The 16398-nt window shown below is 66.9% G+C and carries 23 protein-coding genes; 6 read left to right on the top strand and 17 right to left on the bottom strand.

Annotation, left to right across the window (positions count from 1 at the left end; genetic code table 11):
• The first annotated feature begins 423 nt into the window (after nucleotides 1-423).
• The gene (locus ACAG26_RS06760; protein ID WP_370480590.1) at nucleotides 424-762 is read left to right on the top strand and encodes a hypothetical protein; all 339 of its coding nucleotides are present in this window, start codon (nucleotides 424-426) and stop codon (nucleotides 760-762) included.
• Nucleotides 759-989 carry a hypothetical protein gene (locus ACAG26_RS06755; protein WP_370480589.1) on the top strand — a complete coding sequence of 77 codons (231 nt, stop codon included), beginning with the start codon at nucleotides 759-761 and terminating at the stop codon, nucleotides 987-989. The genes ACAG26_RS06760 and ACAG26_RS06755 overlap by 4 nt, the downstream gene beginning before the upstream one ends.
• Before the next feature lie 70 nt (nucleotides 990-1059).
• Here ACAG26_RS06755 and ACAG26_RS06750 read toward each other — a convergent pair whose 3' ends face one another.
• A complete protein-coding gene (locus ACAG26_RS06750) occupies nucleotides 1060-1242 on the bottom strand; it encodes a YegP family protein (protein WP_370480588.1) in 183 nt (60 codons plus the stop codon).
• Between the two features lie 257 nt (nucleotides 1243-1499).
• On the opposite strand from ACAG26_RS06750, the gene ACAG26_RS06745 reads away from it, so the two are divergent.
• A complete protein-coding gene (locus ACAG26_RS06745) occupies nucleotides 1500-1877 on the top strand; it encodes a hypothetical protein (protein ID WP_370480587.1) in 378 nt (125 codons plus the stop codon).
• Nucleotides 1878-2026: 149 nt separating this feature from the next.
• Here ACAG26_RS06745 and ACAG26_RS06740 read toward each other — a convergent pair whose 3' ends face one another.
• The 10 genes from ACAG26_RS06740 to ACAG26_RS06695 form a co-directional block, all read right to left on the bottom strand.
• Nucleotides 2027-2230 (bottom strand): hypothetical protein, encoded by a 204-nt coding sequence (locus tag ACAG26_RS06740; protein ID WP_370480586.1) that lies wholly within the window; start codon nucleotides 2228-2230, stop codon nucleotides 2027-2029.
• A 2-nt stretch (nucleotides 2231-2232) separates the two neighbouring features.
• Nucleotides 2233-3435 (bottom strand): phage major capsid protein, encoded by a 1203-nt coding sequence (locus ACAG26_RS06735; protein WP_370480585.1) that lies wholly within the window; start codon nucleotides 3433-3435, stop codon nucleotides 2233-2235.
• Between the two features lie 171 nt (nucleotides 3436-3606).
• On the bottom strand, nucleotides 3607-3819 hold the full coding sequence (locus ACAG26_RS06730) for a hypothetical protein (RefSeq protein ID WP_370480584.1): 213 nt from the start codon (nucleotides 3817-3819) through the stop codon (nucleotides 3607-3609).
• A complete protein-coding gene (locus ACAG26_RS06725; protein WP_370480583.1) occupies nucleotides 3809-4042 on the bottom strand; it encodes a hypothetical protein in 234 nt (77 codons plus the stop codon). The genes ACAG26_RS06730 and ACAG26_RS06725 overlap by 11 nt, the downstream gene beginning before the upstream one ends.
• The gene (locus tag ACAG26_RS06720) at nucleotides 4039-4419 is read right to left on the bottom strand and encodes a hypothetical protein (protein ID WP_370480582.1); all 381 of its coding nucleotides are present in this window, start codon (nucleotides 4417-4419) and stop codon (nucleotides 4039-4041) included. Before ACAG26_RS06720 ends, ACAG26_RS06725 begins: the two co-directional genes overlap by 4 nt.
• A gap of 651 nt (nucleotides 4420-5070) precedes the next feature.
• Entirely contained in the window at nucleotides 5071-5340 is a 270-nt protein-coding gene (locus tag ACAG26_RS06715; protein WP_370480581.1) for an NUMOD4 domain-containing protein, read from the bottom strand.
• Nucleotides 5337-5576, bottom strand: a complete 240-nt coding sequence (locus ACAG26_RS06710) for a WhiB family transcriptional regulator (RefSeq protein WP_370480580.1) — start codon at nucleotides 5574-5576, stop codon at nucleotides 5337-5339. The genes ACAG26_RS06715 and ACAG26_RS06710 overlap by 4 nt, the downstream gene beginning before the upstream one ends.
• Nucleotides 5577-5608: 32 nt before the next feature.
• Nucleotides 5609-6664, bottom strand: coding sequence for an AAA family ATPase (locus ACAG26_RS06705; RefSeq protein ID WP_370480579.1), 1056 nt, complete (start codon nucleotides 6662-6664; stop codon nucleotides 5609-5611).
• The gene (locus tag ACAG26_RS06700) at nucleotides 6661-6822 is read right to left on the bottom strand and encodes a hypothetical protein (protein ID WP_370480578.1); all 162 of its coding nucleotides are present in this window, start codon (nucleotides 6820-6822) and stop codon (nucleotides 6661-6663) included. The genes ACAG26_RS06705 and ACAG26_RS06700 overlap by 4 nt, the downstream gene beginning before the upstream one ends.
• A 251-nt stretch (nucleotides 6823-7073) precedes the next feature.
• Nucleotides 7074-7256 (bottom strand): helix-turn-helix transcriptional regulator, encoded by a 183-nt coding sequence (locus ACAG26_RS06695; RefSeq protein ID WP_370480577.1) that lies wholly within the window; start codon nucleotides 7254-7256, stop codon nucleotides 7074-7076.
• 104 nt (nucleotides 7257-7360) lie between these two features.
• Between ACAG26_RS06695 and ACAG26_RS06690 the strand changes: the two genes are divergently transcribed.
• Both ACAG26_RS06690 and ACAG26_RS06685 read left to right on the top strand, forming a co-directional pair.
• On the top strand, nucleotides 7361-7906 hold the full coding sequence (locus ACAG26_RS06690) for a helix-turn-helix domain-containing protein (RefSeq protein WP_370480576.1): 546 nt from the start codon (nucleotides 7361-7363) through the stop codon (nucleotides 7904-7906).
• Complete coding sequence (locus ACAG26_RS06685) at nucleotides 7890-9056, top strand: tyrosine-type recombinase/integrase (protein WP_370480575.1); 1167 nt, start codon at nucleotides 7890-7892, stop codon at nucleotides 9054-9056. Before ACAG26_RS06690 ends, ACAG26_RS06685 begins: the two co-directional genes overlap by 17 nt.
• 30 nt (nucleotides 9057-9086) lie before the next feature.
• Here the strand turns inward: ACAG26_RS06685 and glnA are convergent, their stop codons facing one another.
• On the bottom strand, nucleotides 9087-10523 hold the full coding sequence (glnA, locus tag ACAG26_RS06680) for a type I glutamate--ammonia ligase (protein WP_370480574.1): 1437 nt from the start codon (nucleotides 10521-10523) through the stop codon (nucleotides 9087-9089).
• Nucleotides 10524-10669: 146 nt separating this feature from the next.
• On the opposite strand from glnA, the gene ACAG26_RS06675 reads away from it, so the two are divergent.
• Entirely contained in the window at nucleotides 10670-11131 is a 462-nt protein-coding gene (locus ACAG26_RS06675; RefSeq protein WP_370480573.1) for an RDD family protein, read from the top strand.
• Nucleotides 11132-11153: 22 nt separating this feature from the next.
• On the opposite strand, the gene ACAG26_RS06670 is transcribed toward ACAG26_RS06675, so the two are convergent.
• The 5 genes from ACAG26_RS06670 to sucB are packed head-to-tail and all read right to left on the bottom strand — an operon-like array spanning nucleotide 11154 to nucleotide 16221.
• The gene (locus ACAG26_RS06670) at nucleotides 11154-11906 is read right to left on the bottom strand and encodes a DUF4191 domain-containing protein (protein WP_370480572.1); all 753 of its coding nucleotides are present in this window, start codon (nucleotides 11904-11906) and stop codon (nucleotides 11154-11156) included.
• A gap of 25 nt (nucleotides 11907-11931) precedes the next feature.
• Nucleotides 11932-12870: a lipoyl synthase gene (gene lipA, locus ACAG26_RS06665; RefSeq protein ID WP_370480571.1), complete on the bottom strand. Its 939-nt coding sequence runs from the start codon at nucleotides 12868-12870 to the stop codon at nucleotides 11932-11934.
• Nucleotides 12867-13565, bottom strand: a complete 699-nt coding sequence (gene lipB, locus ACAG26_RS06660; protein ID WP_370480570.1) for a lipoyl(octanoyl) transferase LipB — start codon at nucleotides 13563-13565, stop codon at nucleotides 12867-12869. The genes lipA and lipB overlap by 4 nt, the downstream gene beginning before the upstream one ends.
• Nucleotides 13566-13578: 13 nt before the next feature.
• The gene (locus ACAG26_RS06655; RefSeq protein ID WP_370480569.1) at nucleotides 13579-14484 is read right to left on the bottom strand and encodes a TIGR01777 family oxidoreductase; all 906 of its coding nucleotides are present in this window, start codon (nucleotides 14482-14484) and stop codon (nucleotides 13579-13581) included.
• A 15-nt stretch (nucleotides 14485-14499) separates the two neighbouring features.
• Complete coding sequence (gene sucB / locus ACAG26_RS06650) at nucleotides 14500-16221, bottom strand: 2-oxoglutarate dehydrogenase, E2 component, dihydrolipoamide succinyltransferase (protein WP_370480568.1); 1722 nt, start codon at nucleotides 16219-16221, stop codon at nucleotides 14500-14502.
• Nucleotides 16222-16398 lie beyond the last annotated feature (177 nt).

Raw genomic sequence — 16398 nt, 5'->3', positions numbered from 1 at the left:
GGCGCTGCCGTTCAGCGGTCACAACCAAGCCAGTAGTTTTGGCGGTGGATGGTGCCGGCAACGTCGGCGCGCCGACCAGTACAACCGTCGCGTGGTGGAGCTGCCAGCGGAGTCGCCGCCGCCGAAAATGCCGTCAGGGCTGTGCTCAAACCAAAAGCACAGCCCTGACGGCAATCTCGACGAGAAGAAACCCCGACTTACACGTCGTAGTACAGGGCGTACTACCTACTCGACGTTTGTACAGCTTAGCTGCGTTGGCGCCGTTGCGAAACTGCAGGTCACAGCGTTGGCTTTGTTGGTCGACGCGAGCTGTCGCCAGACCTGCTGCGGACGCACTGCGGACGCGCGCTCGCCACCGAGCGTTTCTGGCCGATCCCGTCCCATGTCCAAAACAACCAAGTAGATCGCGAAAGGAATTCAGCCATGACCACACCAACCATCCCCAACGTCCCGTTGCCTCCCGGCGCCGTGCACGCCGACGACTGGCAGCCTTACGAGCCGCCTTACCGCATCGTGACCGGCCCGACCCGCGTCATCGGCAGCTACGGCGTCTGGGCTGCGGCGGCGCAGTTCGCCGACGGCAGTATTGACGACGGCAGCCAGGTCGAACACCCGACCGTGCACGTCACCCTGACAGGCGGCCGGGACGACCTGACGACCGCGGAGGCGCGTCAGTTGGCGCGAGCGCTCATCGCTGCGGCTGACCAATTCGATGAGGCCCTCAACGCCGAGGGCGGCGACAACACGGGGGTGACGCGATGAAGCGCCTACTGCTTGCCGCGCTGCTGGGGTTGACGGCTTCCACGCTGGTGGCCGCTGCACCTGCCCATGCTGACCCGACGACCGACGCGGCCTGTGCGGCGCTGAATCTGGGCATGCCGCCGGGCCAGATCCTCACGCAGATGCGCCACGCCGACCCGCGCTTGAGGGGGCCGCAAGGGGCACTCCGGGTCACTTGGCCAATCATCTCCGGGGAATGCGGCGGCTAGCCTCCACAGGACCCAAAGACGGCCCCTAGCTCACGCTGGGGGCCGTTTCTCGTACACCCCAGAACTCTGGCTACCCGGTCAGGTCGACGACGCTGGCGCCGGGGGCGTTCTTTTGCACCGACTCAATGCCGTTCTTCGCGCTGGCCTTGCTCTCGTAGGCTTCACCGCTAGCGATGATTTCGCCGTTGCCGGCCTTGAGTCGGAACCGGTACTTACCAGCCTTGTCGGTATAGATTTCGAACTTGCCCGCCATGTTTGTGCCTCCCCTTTCGCAAAGTGCCAAACTAACCGTCCCCGGCCCCCGGTGGTGCAAGGAGAATGGGAAACACCACTGGGAGCCAGGGCGCGGCCTGGTGTCCAGCATGCGCCCACGTCCGGCGGTTTGTCTTGGAAACAAACCGGGCGCTTAGACGTGCTGGGGCCGCTTTTCGCCTGAACCGTGCCCACCACCGGCGATGTGTGGCTCAATGAGAAAGCCCATCGTTCGTGTAACGGAAAAGGGGAGCCGAAATGCCTGAGCCGGTGAATGATGATGCTGCCCACCAGACACGGGAGGCGCAGGACGCGGCTTGCGCAGGCAAGGAAGTTCCCGACTTGGAGAACATAGCGGCGTTCGGGGCCGCCATCAAAGGAACGCCGATCGTCGCCGCATCTAAGGACGTGTGGGGCGCGCTGCTGGCGATGGCACAACCTTCCGGCGCACAAACCACACAAACCGCCTTCAACAACCTGTTAAACCAGCTGATCGAGAGCGCCGAACCCATCCCCGAAGAAAAGTCGGCCTACGGCCCAACGTACGAGTCGACGGTCCGGGATCTGCGCGTCAGGATTGACCCGTTCTACAGCGCCGTTAACTACAAGCTGTACTACCGCCTAATCACGGCCTAAACCCGCCCGATAGCGGCTAGTGGTTTGGGTGGCCGGCCCGGCTCAGAAAAGGGATCCAAAAAGACCGCCAGGCCGGCCACCACGGGCGGCGGGAGAACCCCTCGGGGAGCTTTCCAGGGGGTTGGCACTCTCGACCGCCGCCACGCTTTTTAGGTCCAGCCAGCCACCTTCGCCGGCTGGACCAACACGTCACCCCAGCCGTAGCGGGTACGCAGCACGCGCAGCTTGGCGAGCTGGCGCACCCGTTCCGGGGTGATGTTCATCGTCCTGGCGCACTCGTCCACCGTTACGAACGTCTCCAGGTCGTCCTGGCGTTCGTCGTGGTACGGGTCGACCGGGACGGCGAACGGCATCGCTAGCTCCCGCCGCCCAGGGACACGACCGCGAACGCCTGCGGACGCAAGATGCCGATCCCGCACGGGATCTCGGCCCTGAGCTGGAACGCGTTCGTCTGGAACAGGTCGGGACTACCGCCGGTCGTCGCCACATCGATACGCATGCTGTGCCGCAGGAACAAGGCCAACTCTTTGAAGTCGGCCAGGATGGCGGTGCCTTGCGGCACATGCGGGGTGACGATGCGCTGGATCGAGTTGTCGCCGAAGATGTTGGCACTCGTGCCGTACCGCTCGACGGGGTTATTCGCGTAACCCTCCGATAGGAAGCCGCCGCCCGTACCCCACCGCAACAGGTCGATCGCAGCAGCGTCGTGAGGATTGAGCGCCCAACCGGTCGGCCGCTCGCCGAGGGTCTGCATTGCGGTGATCGCCGAGCGCAGCGTGGTCGGCAGGTCGGTCGTGAACGGAACCTGTGTGGTTCCGGCCTGGTTCAGAATGCCGGTGGCGTTCAGGCCGGTGCCGTTGCCGGAGACGGCCTGTTGCTCCATCGCGTCGTAGATCGAGCCAATCAGCTGAACGTGTAGCCAGTCCACCAGCGATGGGAAGTCCCACCAGATACGGATTGGCGCCGGTTCGCTCAGGGTGGCGATGATCTGAGCGCGTCCCGACACCGCTTCCACGGTGAGCGTCGAGGTCGGTTTCTGGCCGAGGTCCGCGACGGGTGCAGCGTTATTCGTGCGCGCGGTCTGTTGATAGAACTCGTATACGTAGCTGTCGATGCTGATCCGGTTGCCGAAAGCGTCGATGAGGCGCGCCGGGAAGGGCAAGTCCATCAGCGGCACCGGCAGATCGACCAGCACCGGCACGTCCACCGAGCCGCTGATGACGGCGCGTTGCTCACCGCTCATCTTCTGCAGGGCGTGCCCGATGTCGGTCGCCAGGCGCCGGCCCATCGTGTCGGCGTCGGTGCCCTGGTGGCCTAGTGCGGTGGTTTCCAATATTCCGCCGGGTCCGTGGCCGCTGCGCACGATTTCGGCTTTTGTGTCGTCGATGCGCTTCCGTAGCGATTCGACAGTGGCGCTCACCTCGCGGAAAGCCATTGTCTCGATGTTGTCGAGATTGTCTCGGCCGTCCCGTTTGGCCTCGTTGACGATGGCGCGGCGCTCGGCGCGCGCGTCGGCAAGCTTGCCTTCGAGCATCGCGAGAAATTCATTGCTAGGCATTGTTTTTGTCTCCTGACTAGTGCGCGTTTGAGCGCACGACGAATAAAAGGGGATTGGTCGGCGCTCTAAGTCAGGGGCCTGGACATTCCCGCGCTGGGGGCCGGCCTACGTGTCGAGGCGGCCGGCAGGAACATCGCTAGGCCCCATAATACCCCATAGGGGTTACCCGTACTAGCAGCTTGCCGTGTCGTCAGCCACCTCGATCTGCGCGTCGATGAACTCGATCTGAGAGTCGAGGTGAGTGACCTCGGCGCGTAACGCCTCGATGTCAGCGATTTTCGCGTTCAGGTTCGCGACGCGCTCCCGCAAGCGCTCCCGATCCTGGAACAGCGTTGCGCGGCGATCGACAAGCCCCTGTAGGTGCTCGCGGTCCTCACTCATCATCATTCGTCCCCTTCCCTGCGAAAAACAGCCCAGAGGCCCGCTCGGCCTCCACACCGACATTCACCGTCGAACCCATCAAGCGGCGAAACTCGGCCTCATCGATCGCACGCATCGCGTCGGCAAGCATCCGCTCCCCGACACCGCGACGCGCCGACTCCGCCACAAACTCAGCGCCGCGCTCGGCACGCAACCGCGCCAGCTCGGCAGACCATTCATTCGTCATTTCCTTTTCTCCCTAAATTGGTGCACCGAGACGAGACGGCCTCGGCGTGCACGTTCCCCTGACGCGGCGCGTAACTTTTTGAGAATCCGATCCATGACCCCGGACGCGCGCGGGTGAGTCGGATACTGCTCCGGGTCGTCAAGAATGCGGGCCATTGCTACGACGCAGGCAACGTCACCCGGCCGGTTCGCCGCCGCGCTGAGGGTCGCCATCTCGTCGCGCGCGGCCTGCTCAACCGGACCCGGTTCCGACGTGCCGAAGTCGTCCAGACCGCGGCGCTTCGCCCGCAGATCACGCTGGTGACGGCGATTCGCCGTCTTACATGGATCGCAGCGGCAGCCCTCGACATAGCGTGACCGGGTGCCGTGGTCGGCCATAGTTACCTCCTTCCCTCCTGCTACACGTGTAGCAGGTAAAGTCATAGCGTCGACGACGCCGAAACATGTTGGTGGGCAACGTAATTGACGTGCAGCGCAGGCGTTTTTCGTCCTGATACCGTCAACCCTCCAAGCCATATGGAGTCGCGACACCGAGGTGCCTTCTTGCGTGTTTGCCAACTTTTTACCCGCCCCCCGTTTGCGCTGGCCAGGAGGATCCATCGGTGCAGGCGTAGTTTGCTGGATGGTCATGTCAGGAACTCCTTTCGATACCATCCCTGAGCTTGGATGTCGTTGTGCACCAACGTATTTGGGGTGGTGAATGTCGTTGGTTGCCAACGGGATTGGTGACCATCCCGACGTTTGCTCGGCAGGATGGTTCCGGCAGGCAGACGCAACGCAGGAACTCCCCAAGCGCGCAGGCTTGCAGCTTCGCCGCAGGCGCCGACAGCGCAGGCTGGTTCGCAGGGCTCGCAGTTCGCAGGCAGGACCGATAGCTCAGGCACGCGACGACCGACAGCTCAGGCAGTGACATCGGGTCGCAGGTCACACCACCGGTTGAGTTGGATGCACCGGTTGGGTTGGTTGCAGGACACCACCGGTTGGGTTGGTGCAGCGGTGCAGGACCGACGTTTGGATATGCCATGGTCATCAGCCTTTGCGCCCATCTGTGTCACCGAACACTTCATCGAGCAGTCGGTGGACGAAAACCGTGCGGTATCGTCCGCGCCGTCCGGTGGCGAGCGCAACGTACCTGCGCCCGTCGCGCGGGTCTATAACGATGCGGCGCAACCGCGATTGAACGGGATAGGGGCGCCCATCACGGCACCTAACCGTGTGCGCGACGGTGCGGACGCGGCCTTGGTCGCTGACCTCGTAGCGACCGACGAAGCCGGGGACTGGCAGCCATCGCTCGGTCATTGCGCCACCTCCGTGCGCGGACGGTTCACCTGTCCGGCGACAACGCCGGCGGGTCGATCGCTGGCACGCAGACCATCCGCCCAATCGCCGCAGTCGGTCAGCGCTGGGCAGCTGCGGCATATCGCCACAGCCAGCTCCCAGTCGCCGTCGTCGGCGTCGAACACGTCGGCGTTGTCAACGCACGCAGCACCGTCCAGCTTTGGTGTATCAGCGAGGATCTTGGCGAGCAGCTTCACGGTGCCCTCCGGGTCGAGCAGCGCGCTAGTCATCATCGCCCCCGCCCTGCGTTACGACCGTTACGTCCGTTACGTTCGCTTGGTTCCGGTAGGGGCCGGCCCGTAACACTCGTAACGGTCGTAACGCTGGTATACGTGCCCGTGGCCGCCTTGACGATGCGGTCAGACTTTGCGAGCCGATTCAGATACACACGCGCCTGGTCATTGTCGATCCCGAGGATCTTTGCCACGTCGGCCGCGGTCGTGTGATTGGCCGGCGCACGCTCGTTGACCAGCGCTATCACGTCCATTGCCCGATCGCCGTACCGCTTGCTGTCTCGACGACGCTCAGCTTCGGCGGCAGCCTCGGACAGTTGGTTTCCGACCAGCGTCCAGACGCCCTCAGCGATTGTGAATGCGTACTCGCCCTCAGGAGCGTCGCGGCCGGTGACCTGCAGGGTGGCCTCGCTGCTGTTACGGGGGCGCCGTAACACCAAGACATAGTCTGCGGACCCGGCGAGTCCCAGCGTCCCCGATAGGTCGTCCACAAAGTCCTCCGACGACGCCTTGCGCGTGTGGTGCACGCCGAGCAACGCGCTGCCGGGGAAGGCGTCGACGACATTCTTGAGCGCAACACCCGCTTGGTAGTCGGCTAGGTAAGCGTCGTCGCCGGGACGGCGCTGCTGCCTAGCGCGCCCCAAGGTATCGAGGATCACGAGGCCGCCGGAATGGTGCATCAGCCACTCGGTGGCCGTCGGAATCAACAGGCCCGGCCCCAATGTGGTCAGGATATGCAGCCGGTGCGGCGGCGTGCCGTCGCCCCACGACGCCCGGATTCGGCCCTGCAGCCGCCGCGGTGAGTCTTCCAGGGCTAGCAGCAGCACATCGCGCTGGTCCACGGGGATCTTACCGAACACACGGCCGCCAGCCGCTACACCCAAAGCGAGATTCAGCGTCCACCAAGACTTCCCAAGTTTGGGAGGCCCGGCGACGATCCCGAAGCCCTCGGTAACGACACTGTGGACGAACTGGACCAGCTCAGGAAAATTTTCGTGATGCAGCTCGGCGGCGGTGATCACACCAGACAGCAATGACGGTTCGGGGGTCACGCGACCACCCCGCACCGCTCGGCAATGCTGTGCGCCAGCCGTTGGGAACGACCGCCACGACGCCACATAGCGCGCAGCGCAGCCAGGTCGGCGAACGGCGTCAGGTCGTGGTCCAACAGGTGCGCCGCCGCTGCCTCATAGGAGTCGACCGACAGCATTTCGCTATCGCCGCAGCGGTGCCGATCGTAGGCCGGGTCGCGCACGCAGCCACACGCGCTGATCGGCGCCGAGCGCACCGAATGGTAGCGGCGACGGCGAGCACCATTCAGCGCGCCATATCGGCTATGCTCTTGGCTATCGACTGGGTTGGTCGTGGCGGGTGCCGGTTCCGAGGGGGCCGGCACTTCGCATTTGTCGCTCGGTGCAGTGGAACCACCGAATCCGGGTTGGGCCGTCTGGCCGGGTGGACTCATGCCGTTGCTTTCTCCCGACTCTCCAGCCACGCCAGGACGGTGGATCGCTTCCACACGCGGCGGCGTCCGAGTTTGAAGCTGACGGGTCCTTCGCCAATCATCGCCCAGTAACGCCAAGTCGACGCTTTTGTGCCGGTGAGGCTTTCGAGGTCTTGGGAGTCGAGGTATTCGCTGTTCACACTGCGTATCCTTCCTGTTTTAGCGAGGTTCCCCGGATTGGGAATAACATCAGTGTGAGCGCGTCGGTTGTGTTGGTCAACCCAAGTCGGGTACAGTTGCGAATATGGGAAGACGGCCGAGCGCCGAAAGCTATTTCAGGAAACGGCTCAGGACGGAACGCTTAAGCCGCGAGTGGTCGCAGGCTCGCATGGCACAGCTGTTGTCCACCAAGGGAATAGACGTGCACCCGACCACCATCGCAAAGCTCGAAGCCGGCGATAGGTCCGCGAGGATCGATGAGGTTGCAGCTATCGCAGACCTCCTCGGGGTCTCGATCGACACGTTGCTCGGGCGCTCGACGGCACCCAAGAACGACCGGTTGTATACCTTCCGGGCTCTTGCGGACGCGGCACGCCAGGCGTCCTGGCAGATCCCCATAATCGAGTCCACGCTGCGAGACAGGGTCACTGAACTCGCCGCTTTCGGCCCGAATGGCTTAATGAAGTCGACCGCGACCCGATGTGAGCGTGCGTGCGACGCGCTCGCCGAGGCGGCCAAGGCGCTCGGCGAAGCTCTTAATCCTCCCGGCAGCGAGGCCGCTCAGCGGTCTCTAGACAAGCTGTTTCTCAAATGGGTCAAGGAGGACCTGGCGGATGAAGCGCAATCGTAGGTCAGGCGTCGAGGATCGCTGGCATAAGGTCATCCGCGACGACAACGGCAAGCCTCACTCTGTGCCCAGCGCCGCGCACGGCAAGGGAAGACGCTGGCGCGCAAGGTACGTCGATGAACGTGGGCAGGAGCACGCCAAGGGATTCGTGCGCAAGGTCGACGCACAGAAGTGGCTCGACGGCCAGACGGCCGCAATCGTCTCGGGTACTCACGTTGCGCCGCGGGACGCGCAGCAAACGGTTCAGCAGTGGTGCGACAGGTGGATTGAGGGATACGGAGTCAATCGTGACTCCACGGTGCGTGAGGCGCGTACGCACATCAAGCACATCACCGCGGAGTTCGGCGGGATGCAGCTGTCGGAGGTGCGGCCGTCCCATGTCAAAGCGTGGGTCGCAAAGCTGAAAAAAGACTTCCAGCCAAGCTACGTCTATGCCCTACATAGTCGGCTAGGGCAGATCATGGGCGATGCGGTGCACGACGGTGTGCTCGGCCGCAACCCGTGCTCGCGGCGTACATCGCCCGCGACTGGAAAATCGAAGGTGTACGTCGCCACCACCGACCAGGTGTGGGCGCTCCACGACACGGTGCCCGACCACCTCCGGGCGGCAGTGCTGCTGGGGGCGTTCGCCGGGTTGCGGGTCGCCGAGGTATCCGGGCTGCGGGTGGCCGACGTGGATTTCATCAGGGGAGTGGTGCACCCGGTTCAGCAGTGGCCTGACCGGCCACTCAAGACGGAGGGTAGCGACGCGGCAGTACCAATCCCGCAAGACCTCGCCCTGTTGCTATCGGCGTCAGTGCAGAAATATGGCGGTCCGATGATGGTCACGAACGGCCCCGGTACCGATCGCTGCGGGCCGTGGATTATTGAGCGCGCGATTCGGGATGCCAAGTCGAGGATCGGCGGGCTGCCCGAGAAGTTCAGCTTCCACGACCTACGTCACTATTTCGCGTCGCTGCTGATCGCGTCGGGCGCCGACGTAAAGACGGTGCAGGCCCGGATGCGCCATGCCACGGCGCGTACCACGCTCGACACGTACGGCCACTTGTGGCCGGATGCTGACGAGTCCACCCGTACCGCGATCGGTGCAGTGATCGCGGCGCGGATGGAACCTGCTGCGGACGCACTGCGGACAGACGGCAGTCGGCAATGATATCCGCGCAGGTCACGCGTATTTGCCCCTTTACACGTCGTAGTAGAGGGCGAACTCGTACGGGTGCGGGCGCACGTTGATCGGGTTGATCTCGTTCTCCCGCTTGTAGGTGATCCACGTCTCGATCAGGTCGGGCGTGAAAACCCCGCCCTCGGTGAGGTATTCGTGGTCCTCCTCGAGGCGGTCGATCACCTGCGCCAGCTGGGTGGGCGCCTGCGGGATGTTGGCGGCCTCGTCGGGCGGCAGCTCGTAGAGGTCCTTGTCCACCGGCGCCTGCGGCTCGATCTTGTTCTTGATGCCGTCGATCCCGGCCATCAGCATCGCCGCGAACGCGAAGTAGGGGTTACCCGAGGAGTCCGGGCAGCGGAACTCCAGCCGCTTGGCCTTCGGGTTGGTGCCGGTGATCGGGATGCGCACACACGCCGACCGGTTGCGCTGGCTGTACACCAGGTTGATCGGCGCCTCGTAGCCGGGCACCAGCCGCTTGTAGGAGTTGACGGTGGGGTTGGTGAATGCCAGCAGCGACGGGGCGTGGTGCAGGATGCCGCCGATGTAGTGCCGCGCGGTGTCGCTCAGCCCGGCGTAGCCGGCCTCGTCGTAGAACAGCGGTTCGCCGTCCTTCCACAGCGACTGGTGCGCGTGCATCCCGGACCCGTTGTCGCCGAACAGCGGCTTGGGCATGAAGGTGACGGTCTTGCCGTTCTGCCAGGCGGTGTTCTTGATGATGTATTTGAACAGCATCAAATCGTCGGCGGCGTGCAGCAGCGTGTTGAACTTGTAGTTGATCTCGGCCTGGCCGCCGCTGCCGACCTCATGGTGGCCGCGCTCCAGCGTGAATCCGGCGTTGATCAGGTTGGTGGTCATCGTGTCGCGCAGGTCGACGTACTGGTCGGTGGGCGCCACCGGGAAGTATCCGCCCTTGGGGCGCACCTTGTAGCCGCGGTTGGGGCTGCCGTCGGCCTCGGTGGCCGCACCGGTGTTCCACCACCCCGACACCGAGTCCACCTCGTAGAACGAGCCGTTGATGCTGGAGTCGAACGACACCGAGTCGAAGATGTAGAACTCGGCTTCGGCGCCGAAGAACGCGGTGTCGGCGATGCCGGTGCTGTTTAGGTAGTTCTCCGCCTTGCGGGCGACGTTGCGCGGGTCACGCGAGTACGGCTCGCGGGTGAACGGGTCGTGCACGAAGAAGCTCAGGTTCAGCGTCTTGGCCGCCCGGAACGGGTCGATCAGCGCGGTGTTGGGGTCGGGCAGCAGCATCATGTCGGATTCATGGATCGACTGGAAGCCGCGGATCGACGAGCCGTCGAAAGCCAAGCCGTCGTCGAAGACGCTCTTGTCAAACGCCGACGCCGGGATGGAGAAGTGCTGCATCACGCCGGGTAGGTCACAGAAGCGGACGTCGATGTATTCGATGTCCTCGTCGGCGACGAGCTTGAGGATGTCGTCGGCCGTCTTGTCGGTCACAGCAGTGTTCTCCTCTACGTTGTAGCCCCACGAAGACGTTATGGAGCCGATGTTGCCCGAACGTAACCGCCTGTTGCGCAGACGTTACGCAACCGCCCACGGCGCCGCCGAGGTCGGGTAGTCTGCGTCAGCCTAGGGTAGGGGGCGTGGCCCGCACCATTTCATCCTGGTTGTCCGGTCCCGGATCGGCCGAGCCGGGGCCGCCCACCGGCTACCCCGGCCAGCGGTTGGGTTTGCCCGAACGCGGCCCGGGGTCGCTGGCACCGCTGGGCCGCCGGCTGCTGGCGTTGCTCGCCGACTGGCTGCTGGCCTACGGCCTGGCCGGGCTGGGGCTGGCGTTCGGCGTGGTCACGCCGGCCGGGCTGCCGCTCGCGGTGCTGGTGGTGTGGCTGGTCCTCGGCGCGGTGGCGGTGCGGCTGTTCGGCTTCACCCCGGGCCAGCTGCTGTGTGGGCTGCAGGTGGCGTCGGTGGATCGGCGCGGTGTCGGCATCGGCCGCGCCGCGGTCCGCGGAGTGCTGATTGCGCTGGTCATCCCGGCGCTGTTGGTCAACGCCGACGGCCGCGGGGTCCAGGACCAGTTCACCCACACCGCGGTGGTGCGGCGTTAGCAGCGCCCAGAAACGCTGAAAGCTAGCGTCGACGCGCGGTGCGCTGCACGCCGCGCATCTTGGCCCCCGCTGGCAGCGGCCCCTTGGGCATCCCCGCCATCCCGGTCCGCGACCCCAGCGCGGCCAGCCGCGACTCCAGCGCGTCCAGCTGCTTGACGGTGATGTTGGCCGGCAGCTTGCTGAGGTGGCGCTCCAGCTTGGCCAGCGGCACCTCGCCGTCGCCGTTGCCGACGATCACGTCGTAGATCGGGACCTCACCGACCAGCCGGGCGGTGCGCTTTTTCTCCTGCGCCAGCAGTGGCTTGACCCGCGCCGGTGACCCTTCCGCGACGAAGATCACACCCGGCCGGCCGATCACCCGGTGCACCGCGTCGAAGTGCCCGGTGCCGGCCACCCCGGGGGTGACCCGCCACTTGCCGCGCAGGTTGTCCAGCGCCCAGGCCGCCGCACCGGCCTGGCCTTCGGCTTTGCGGTAGACCGAGCGTTGGGCGCGGCGCCCGAAGATGATGAACGCCACCAGCAGGCCCAGCACCACCCCCAGCGGGATCATCAGGAGCATCGTCGGCCCGCCGGCGGGCACCCCCAGCGCCACCGACCCGGCGACGATCAGCACGAACGCGCCGATCATGTACGGCAGCAGCCGCTTGTCCTCCTTGCGCTGCACGGTGAACGCCTGCCACAACTGGGTGCGGCGCTCCTTGGCGGCCGCCTTGCGGGCGGCCTTCGCCTCGGCTCGGGCGGCCTTGTTCTCGGCCGTGCTGCGGGGTTTTGCCATAGCTCCCAAGGATACGGAACCGCGGTCAGCGCGGGGTCCGTGCCTGCCGGTGCTCGACGGCCTGGGCGTAGAGCCGCCCGGCCCGGTACGACGAGCGCACCAGCGGGCCCGACATCACCCCGGCGAAGCCCAGCCGTTCGGCGTAGCCGGCGTGCTCGACGAACTCGTCGGGTTTGACCCAGCGCTCGACCGGGTGGTGGCGCACCGAGGGGCGCAGGTACTGGGTGATGGTGACCAGCTCGCAGCCGGCGTCGTACAGCTCGCGCAGCGCAGCACGGATCTCGTCGGGGGTTTCGCCCAGGCCCAGGATCAGGTTGCTCTTGGTGACCAGGCCGGCGTCGCGGGCCGCGGTCAGCACGTCCAGGCTGCGCTGGTACCGGAAGCCGGGCCGGATCCGCTTGAAGATGCGCGGCACGGTTTCGACGTTGTGCGCCAACACTTCTGGCCGGGATTCGAAGACCTGCGTCAGCAGCTCGGGCTGCCCGTTGAAGTCGGGGATCAACAGCTCCACCCCGGTCGACGGGTTGAGCGCCTTGATGGCGCGGACGGTCTCGGCGTACAGCCAAGCCCCGCCGTCGGGCAGGTCGTCGCGGGCCACCCCGGTGACGGTGGAATACCGCAGCCCCATCGCCTGCACGCTTTCGGCGACCCGGCGCGGCTCATCGCGGTCCAGCTCGGCCGGTTTACCGGTGTCGATCTGGCAGAAGTCGCAGCGCCGGGTGCACTGGTCGCCGCCGATCAAAAAGGTGGCTTCCCGGTCCTCCCAGCATTCGTAGATGTTGGGGCAGCCGGCTTCCTCGCACACCGTGTGCAGGCCTTCGCGGCGGACCAGGTTCTTCAGCTCGGTGTACTCCGGGCCCATCCGCGCCCGGGTCTTGATCCACGGCGGCTTGCGTTCGATCGGGGTCTCGGCGTTGCGCACCTCGAGGCGTAGCAGCTTACGACCTTCGGGAGCGACAGTCACAGTGGCGATGCTACCGGGGAAGCGGGGTGCGCACCCACGGCCAGTACCCCGTCCAGCGCGTCGAGCACCGCCGCGGCCACCGGGCCGCGCACCTGCTCGACCCCGACCCGGCGGCCCAGTTCGGCCGACAGTGACGTCACCCCGGCGTCGGTGATGCCGCACGGCACGATCGCCCCAAACCCGCTCAGGTCGCAGTCGCAGTTGAGGGCGAACCCGTGCAGCGTGGTGGCGCGCGACACCCGCACCCCGATGGCGGCCACCTTGCGCGCCGGCCGGCCGCCGCCGGCCGGCAGCCACACCCCGGACCGGCCGTCGACCCGGCCCGCCGCCAGCCCCAGCCCGGCGCACACCGCGATCAGCGCCTCCTCCAGGCGCCGCACGTAGTTGACCACGTCCAGCGGCTCGGTCAAGCCGATGATCGGGTACCCCACCAGCTGGCCCGGGCCGTGCCAGGTGATCTTGCCGCCCCGATCGGTGTCGACGACGGGGGTGCCGTCGGTGGGCCGTTCGTGGTCTTCGGTGCGCCGCCCGGCGGTGTAGGTCGGCGGGTGCTCCAACAGCAGCAGCGTGTCGGGGCCGCCGGCCACCCGGGCGTCGGCCAGCTCGCGCTGCAGCTGCCAGGCGGCGCGGTAGTCGAGGCTGCCCAGCTGGCGGACGTCGACCGGGGCGGTGGCGGACCGGATGGAGGCGGCCATATCTCGACGGTACCTACACCGTGACCGGGCGCGCGGTGGCATAGCCCAACGCTTCGCCAATGGTGTTGTGGTGGAACCGGAAACCGGCGTGTTCGAGCACCGCGGGGATGGCCCGCTGCCCGGTCAGCAGTCCCTCGTCGGCGAATTCGCCCAGCGCGGCCCGCACCGCGAAGCCGGGGAACAACAGCGGGGTGGGGCGGTTGACGGCGCGGCCCAGCGCGGCGGTGAACTCGGCGTTGGTGACCGGCGCCGGCCCGGTCAGGTTCACCGGCCCGGACAGGCTGTGGTGGCCGATCGCGAACTGCAGCGCCCGCACCTCGTCCTCCAGGCTGATCCAGGACATGTATTGGCGCCCGTTGCCCAGCCGCGCGCCCAACCCGAGCCAAAACAGCGGCCGCAGCCGGCCCAGCGCCCCGCCCGACGGGGCCAGCACCAGGCCGGTGCGGGCCAGCACCACCCGCACCCCGGCGCCCGCGGCCGGGGCGGTGGCCGCCTCCCAGTCACAGCACAGCTGGGCCAAGAAACCCGTTCCGGCCGCGGCGGTTTCGTCGACGGTGCGGTCCCGGGTGTGCCCGTAGTAGCCCACCGCGCTGGCGTTGACCAGCACCGGCACCCCGGCGCCGGCCACCGCCTCGGCCAGCACCTCGGTGGGGGTGATGCGGGAATCGCGCAGGTTCTGCTTGAACGCCCCCGACCAGCGCCGCTGACCGAGGTTGACCCCGCACAGGTTGACCACCGCGTCGACGCCGCGCAACGCGGTGGCGTCGAATTCGCCGCTTTCGGGATCCCAGTGCAGCTCACCGGCGTTGGCCGGGGTGCGCCGCACGATGCGCAGCACGTCGTGGTCGGCGGCGCGCAGCGCCGACACCAGGGCAGAGCCGATCAGCCCCGAGGAACCCGCGATTGCGACCCTGGCCATCGGCTCAAACCTTCCTTACAGCCCCAGGTCCGCCTCGAACGCGCCCTCTTCGAGCCGGTGCTTGACCGTGGTCAAAAACCGTCCGGCGTCGGCGCCGTCGATCAGCCGGTGGTCGTAGGTCAGCGGCAGGTAGCAGACCGAGCGCACCCCGATCGATTCGTTGCCGGCCTCGTCGACCACCACCCGCGGCCGCTTGACGATGGCGCCGGTGCCCAGCATGGCGGCCTGCGGCGGCACCAGGATCGGGGTGTCGAACAGCGCGCCCTGGCTGCCGATGTTGGTGATGGTGAAGGTGCCGCCGGACAGCTCATCGGGTTTGAGGTCACCGCTGCGGGCCCGGTTGGCGATGTCGGCGATCGCCCGCGCCAACCCGGCCAGCGACAGGTCGCCGGCGTTGTGGATCACCGGCGACAACAGGCCCTGCTCGGTGTCCACCGCGATGCCCAGGTGCTCGGCGTCGTAGTAGGTGATCTCCTTGCTGTCCTCGTTGTAGCTGGCGTTGACGTTCGGGTGGGCCTTGAGCGCGTCGATCACCGCGCGGGCGATGAACGGCAGGTAGGTCAGGTTGACGCCTTCGCGTTCGGCGAAATCGTTTTTCGCCCGCGCCCGCAACGCCACGATCCGGGTCATGTCGACCTCGTGGGTTTGGGTGAGTTGCGCTGTGGCCTGCAGGGATTCGCGGGTCTTCTTGGCGGTGATCTGCCGGATCCGGCTGGCCTTGGCGGTGGTGCCGCGCAGGTGCGCCAGCGCCGGCGCCGGGGCGGCGGCCGCCGGGGCCGCAGCGGCCGACGGCGCCTTCTTGGCCTCTTCCTTCTGCTGGGCCGCGGCCAGCACATCCTGTTTGCGGATGCGCCCGCCGACACCGGTGCCCTTGACCTGCGCGAGGTCGATGCCGTTGTCGGCGGCCAACTTTCGCACCAGCGGCGTGACGTAGGGCGTCTCCGACGACGACGCGGCAGCGGGCTGCGGTTCCGGGGCGGGTGCCGGCTCGGCTTTGGGCTCCGGCTTGGGCTGGGGCTCCGGCTGGGCGGCCGGCTCGGCCTTGGGCTGCGGTTTCGGCGCGGGTTCGGGTTCCGGCCGCGTGTCGGCTTGGGGCTGCGGCGCGGGTGTGGGCTCGGGCTGGGCCGCCGGCGCGCCGCTGCCGATCTTGGCCAGCTCGCCGCCGACCTCGACGGTGGTGTCCTCCTCGGCGGTGATGGACAGCAGCGTGCCGGCCACCGGGGAGGGGATCTCGGTGTCGACCTTGTCGGTGGACACCTCCACCAGCGGATCGTCGACCTGCACCGCGTCGCCGACCTTCTTGAGCCACCGGGTCACGGTGCCCTCGGTCACCGACTCACCCAGCTCGGGCATCAGCACCGGGGTGGCGTCACCCCCGGCCGGCTGGGCCTCGGCCTGCGGGGCCGGCTCGGCCTGCGGTTGCGGCTCGGGCTGGGCTTCCGGCTGGGGTTCGGGCTCGGCTTGCGGCGCGGGCTGCTCGGCCGGACCGCCGCCCTCGGCGGCGTCGCCGATCACCGCCAACTCACCGCCGACCTCGACGGTGTCGTCTTCCTGGGCGACGATCTTGGTCAGCACACCGGCGGCCGGCGACGGGATCTCGGTGTCGACCTTGTCGGTGGACACCTCCAGCAGCGGTTCGTCGACCTCGACCGTGTCGCCTTCTTGTTTGAGCCAGCGGGTGACGGTTCCCTCGGTGACGCTTTCACCGAGGGCCGGCATCTGGACTGAGAAGGCCATCGTTGTTGACTCCTCGATCGATCGGTCGGCCGCCACGGGTCGTCTTCCGGCTTACCACAGCGTCGTGTACCGGGTCAGGCACCCAGGTGGGATTGTCGGGACCATCCTGTCACTGCAGCGGTGCGGCCCCACACGCAGGTCCACGACCGGGCGCCGGTTGCTTGACACCCACGGACG

The sequence above is a fragment of the Mycobacterium sp. pUA109 genome (assembly GCF_041287095.1).
Lineage (GTDB): Bacteria > Actinomycetota > Actinomycetes > Mycobacteriales > Mycobacteriaceae > Mycobacterium.
This window is presented reverse-complemented; position numbering and strand designations above follow the sequence as displayed.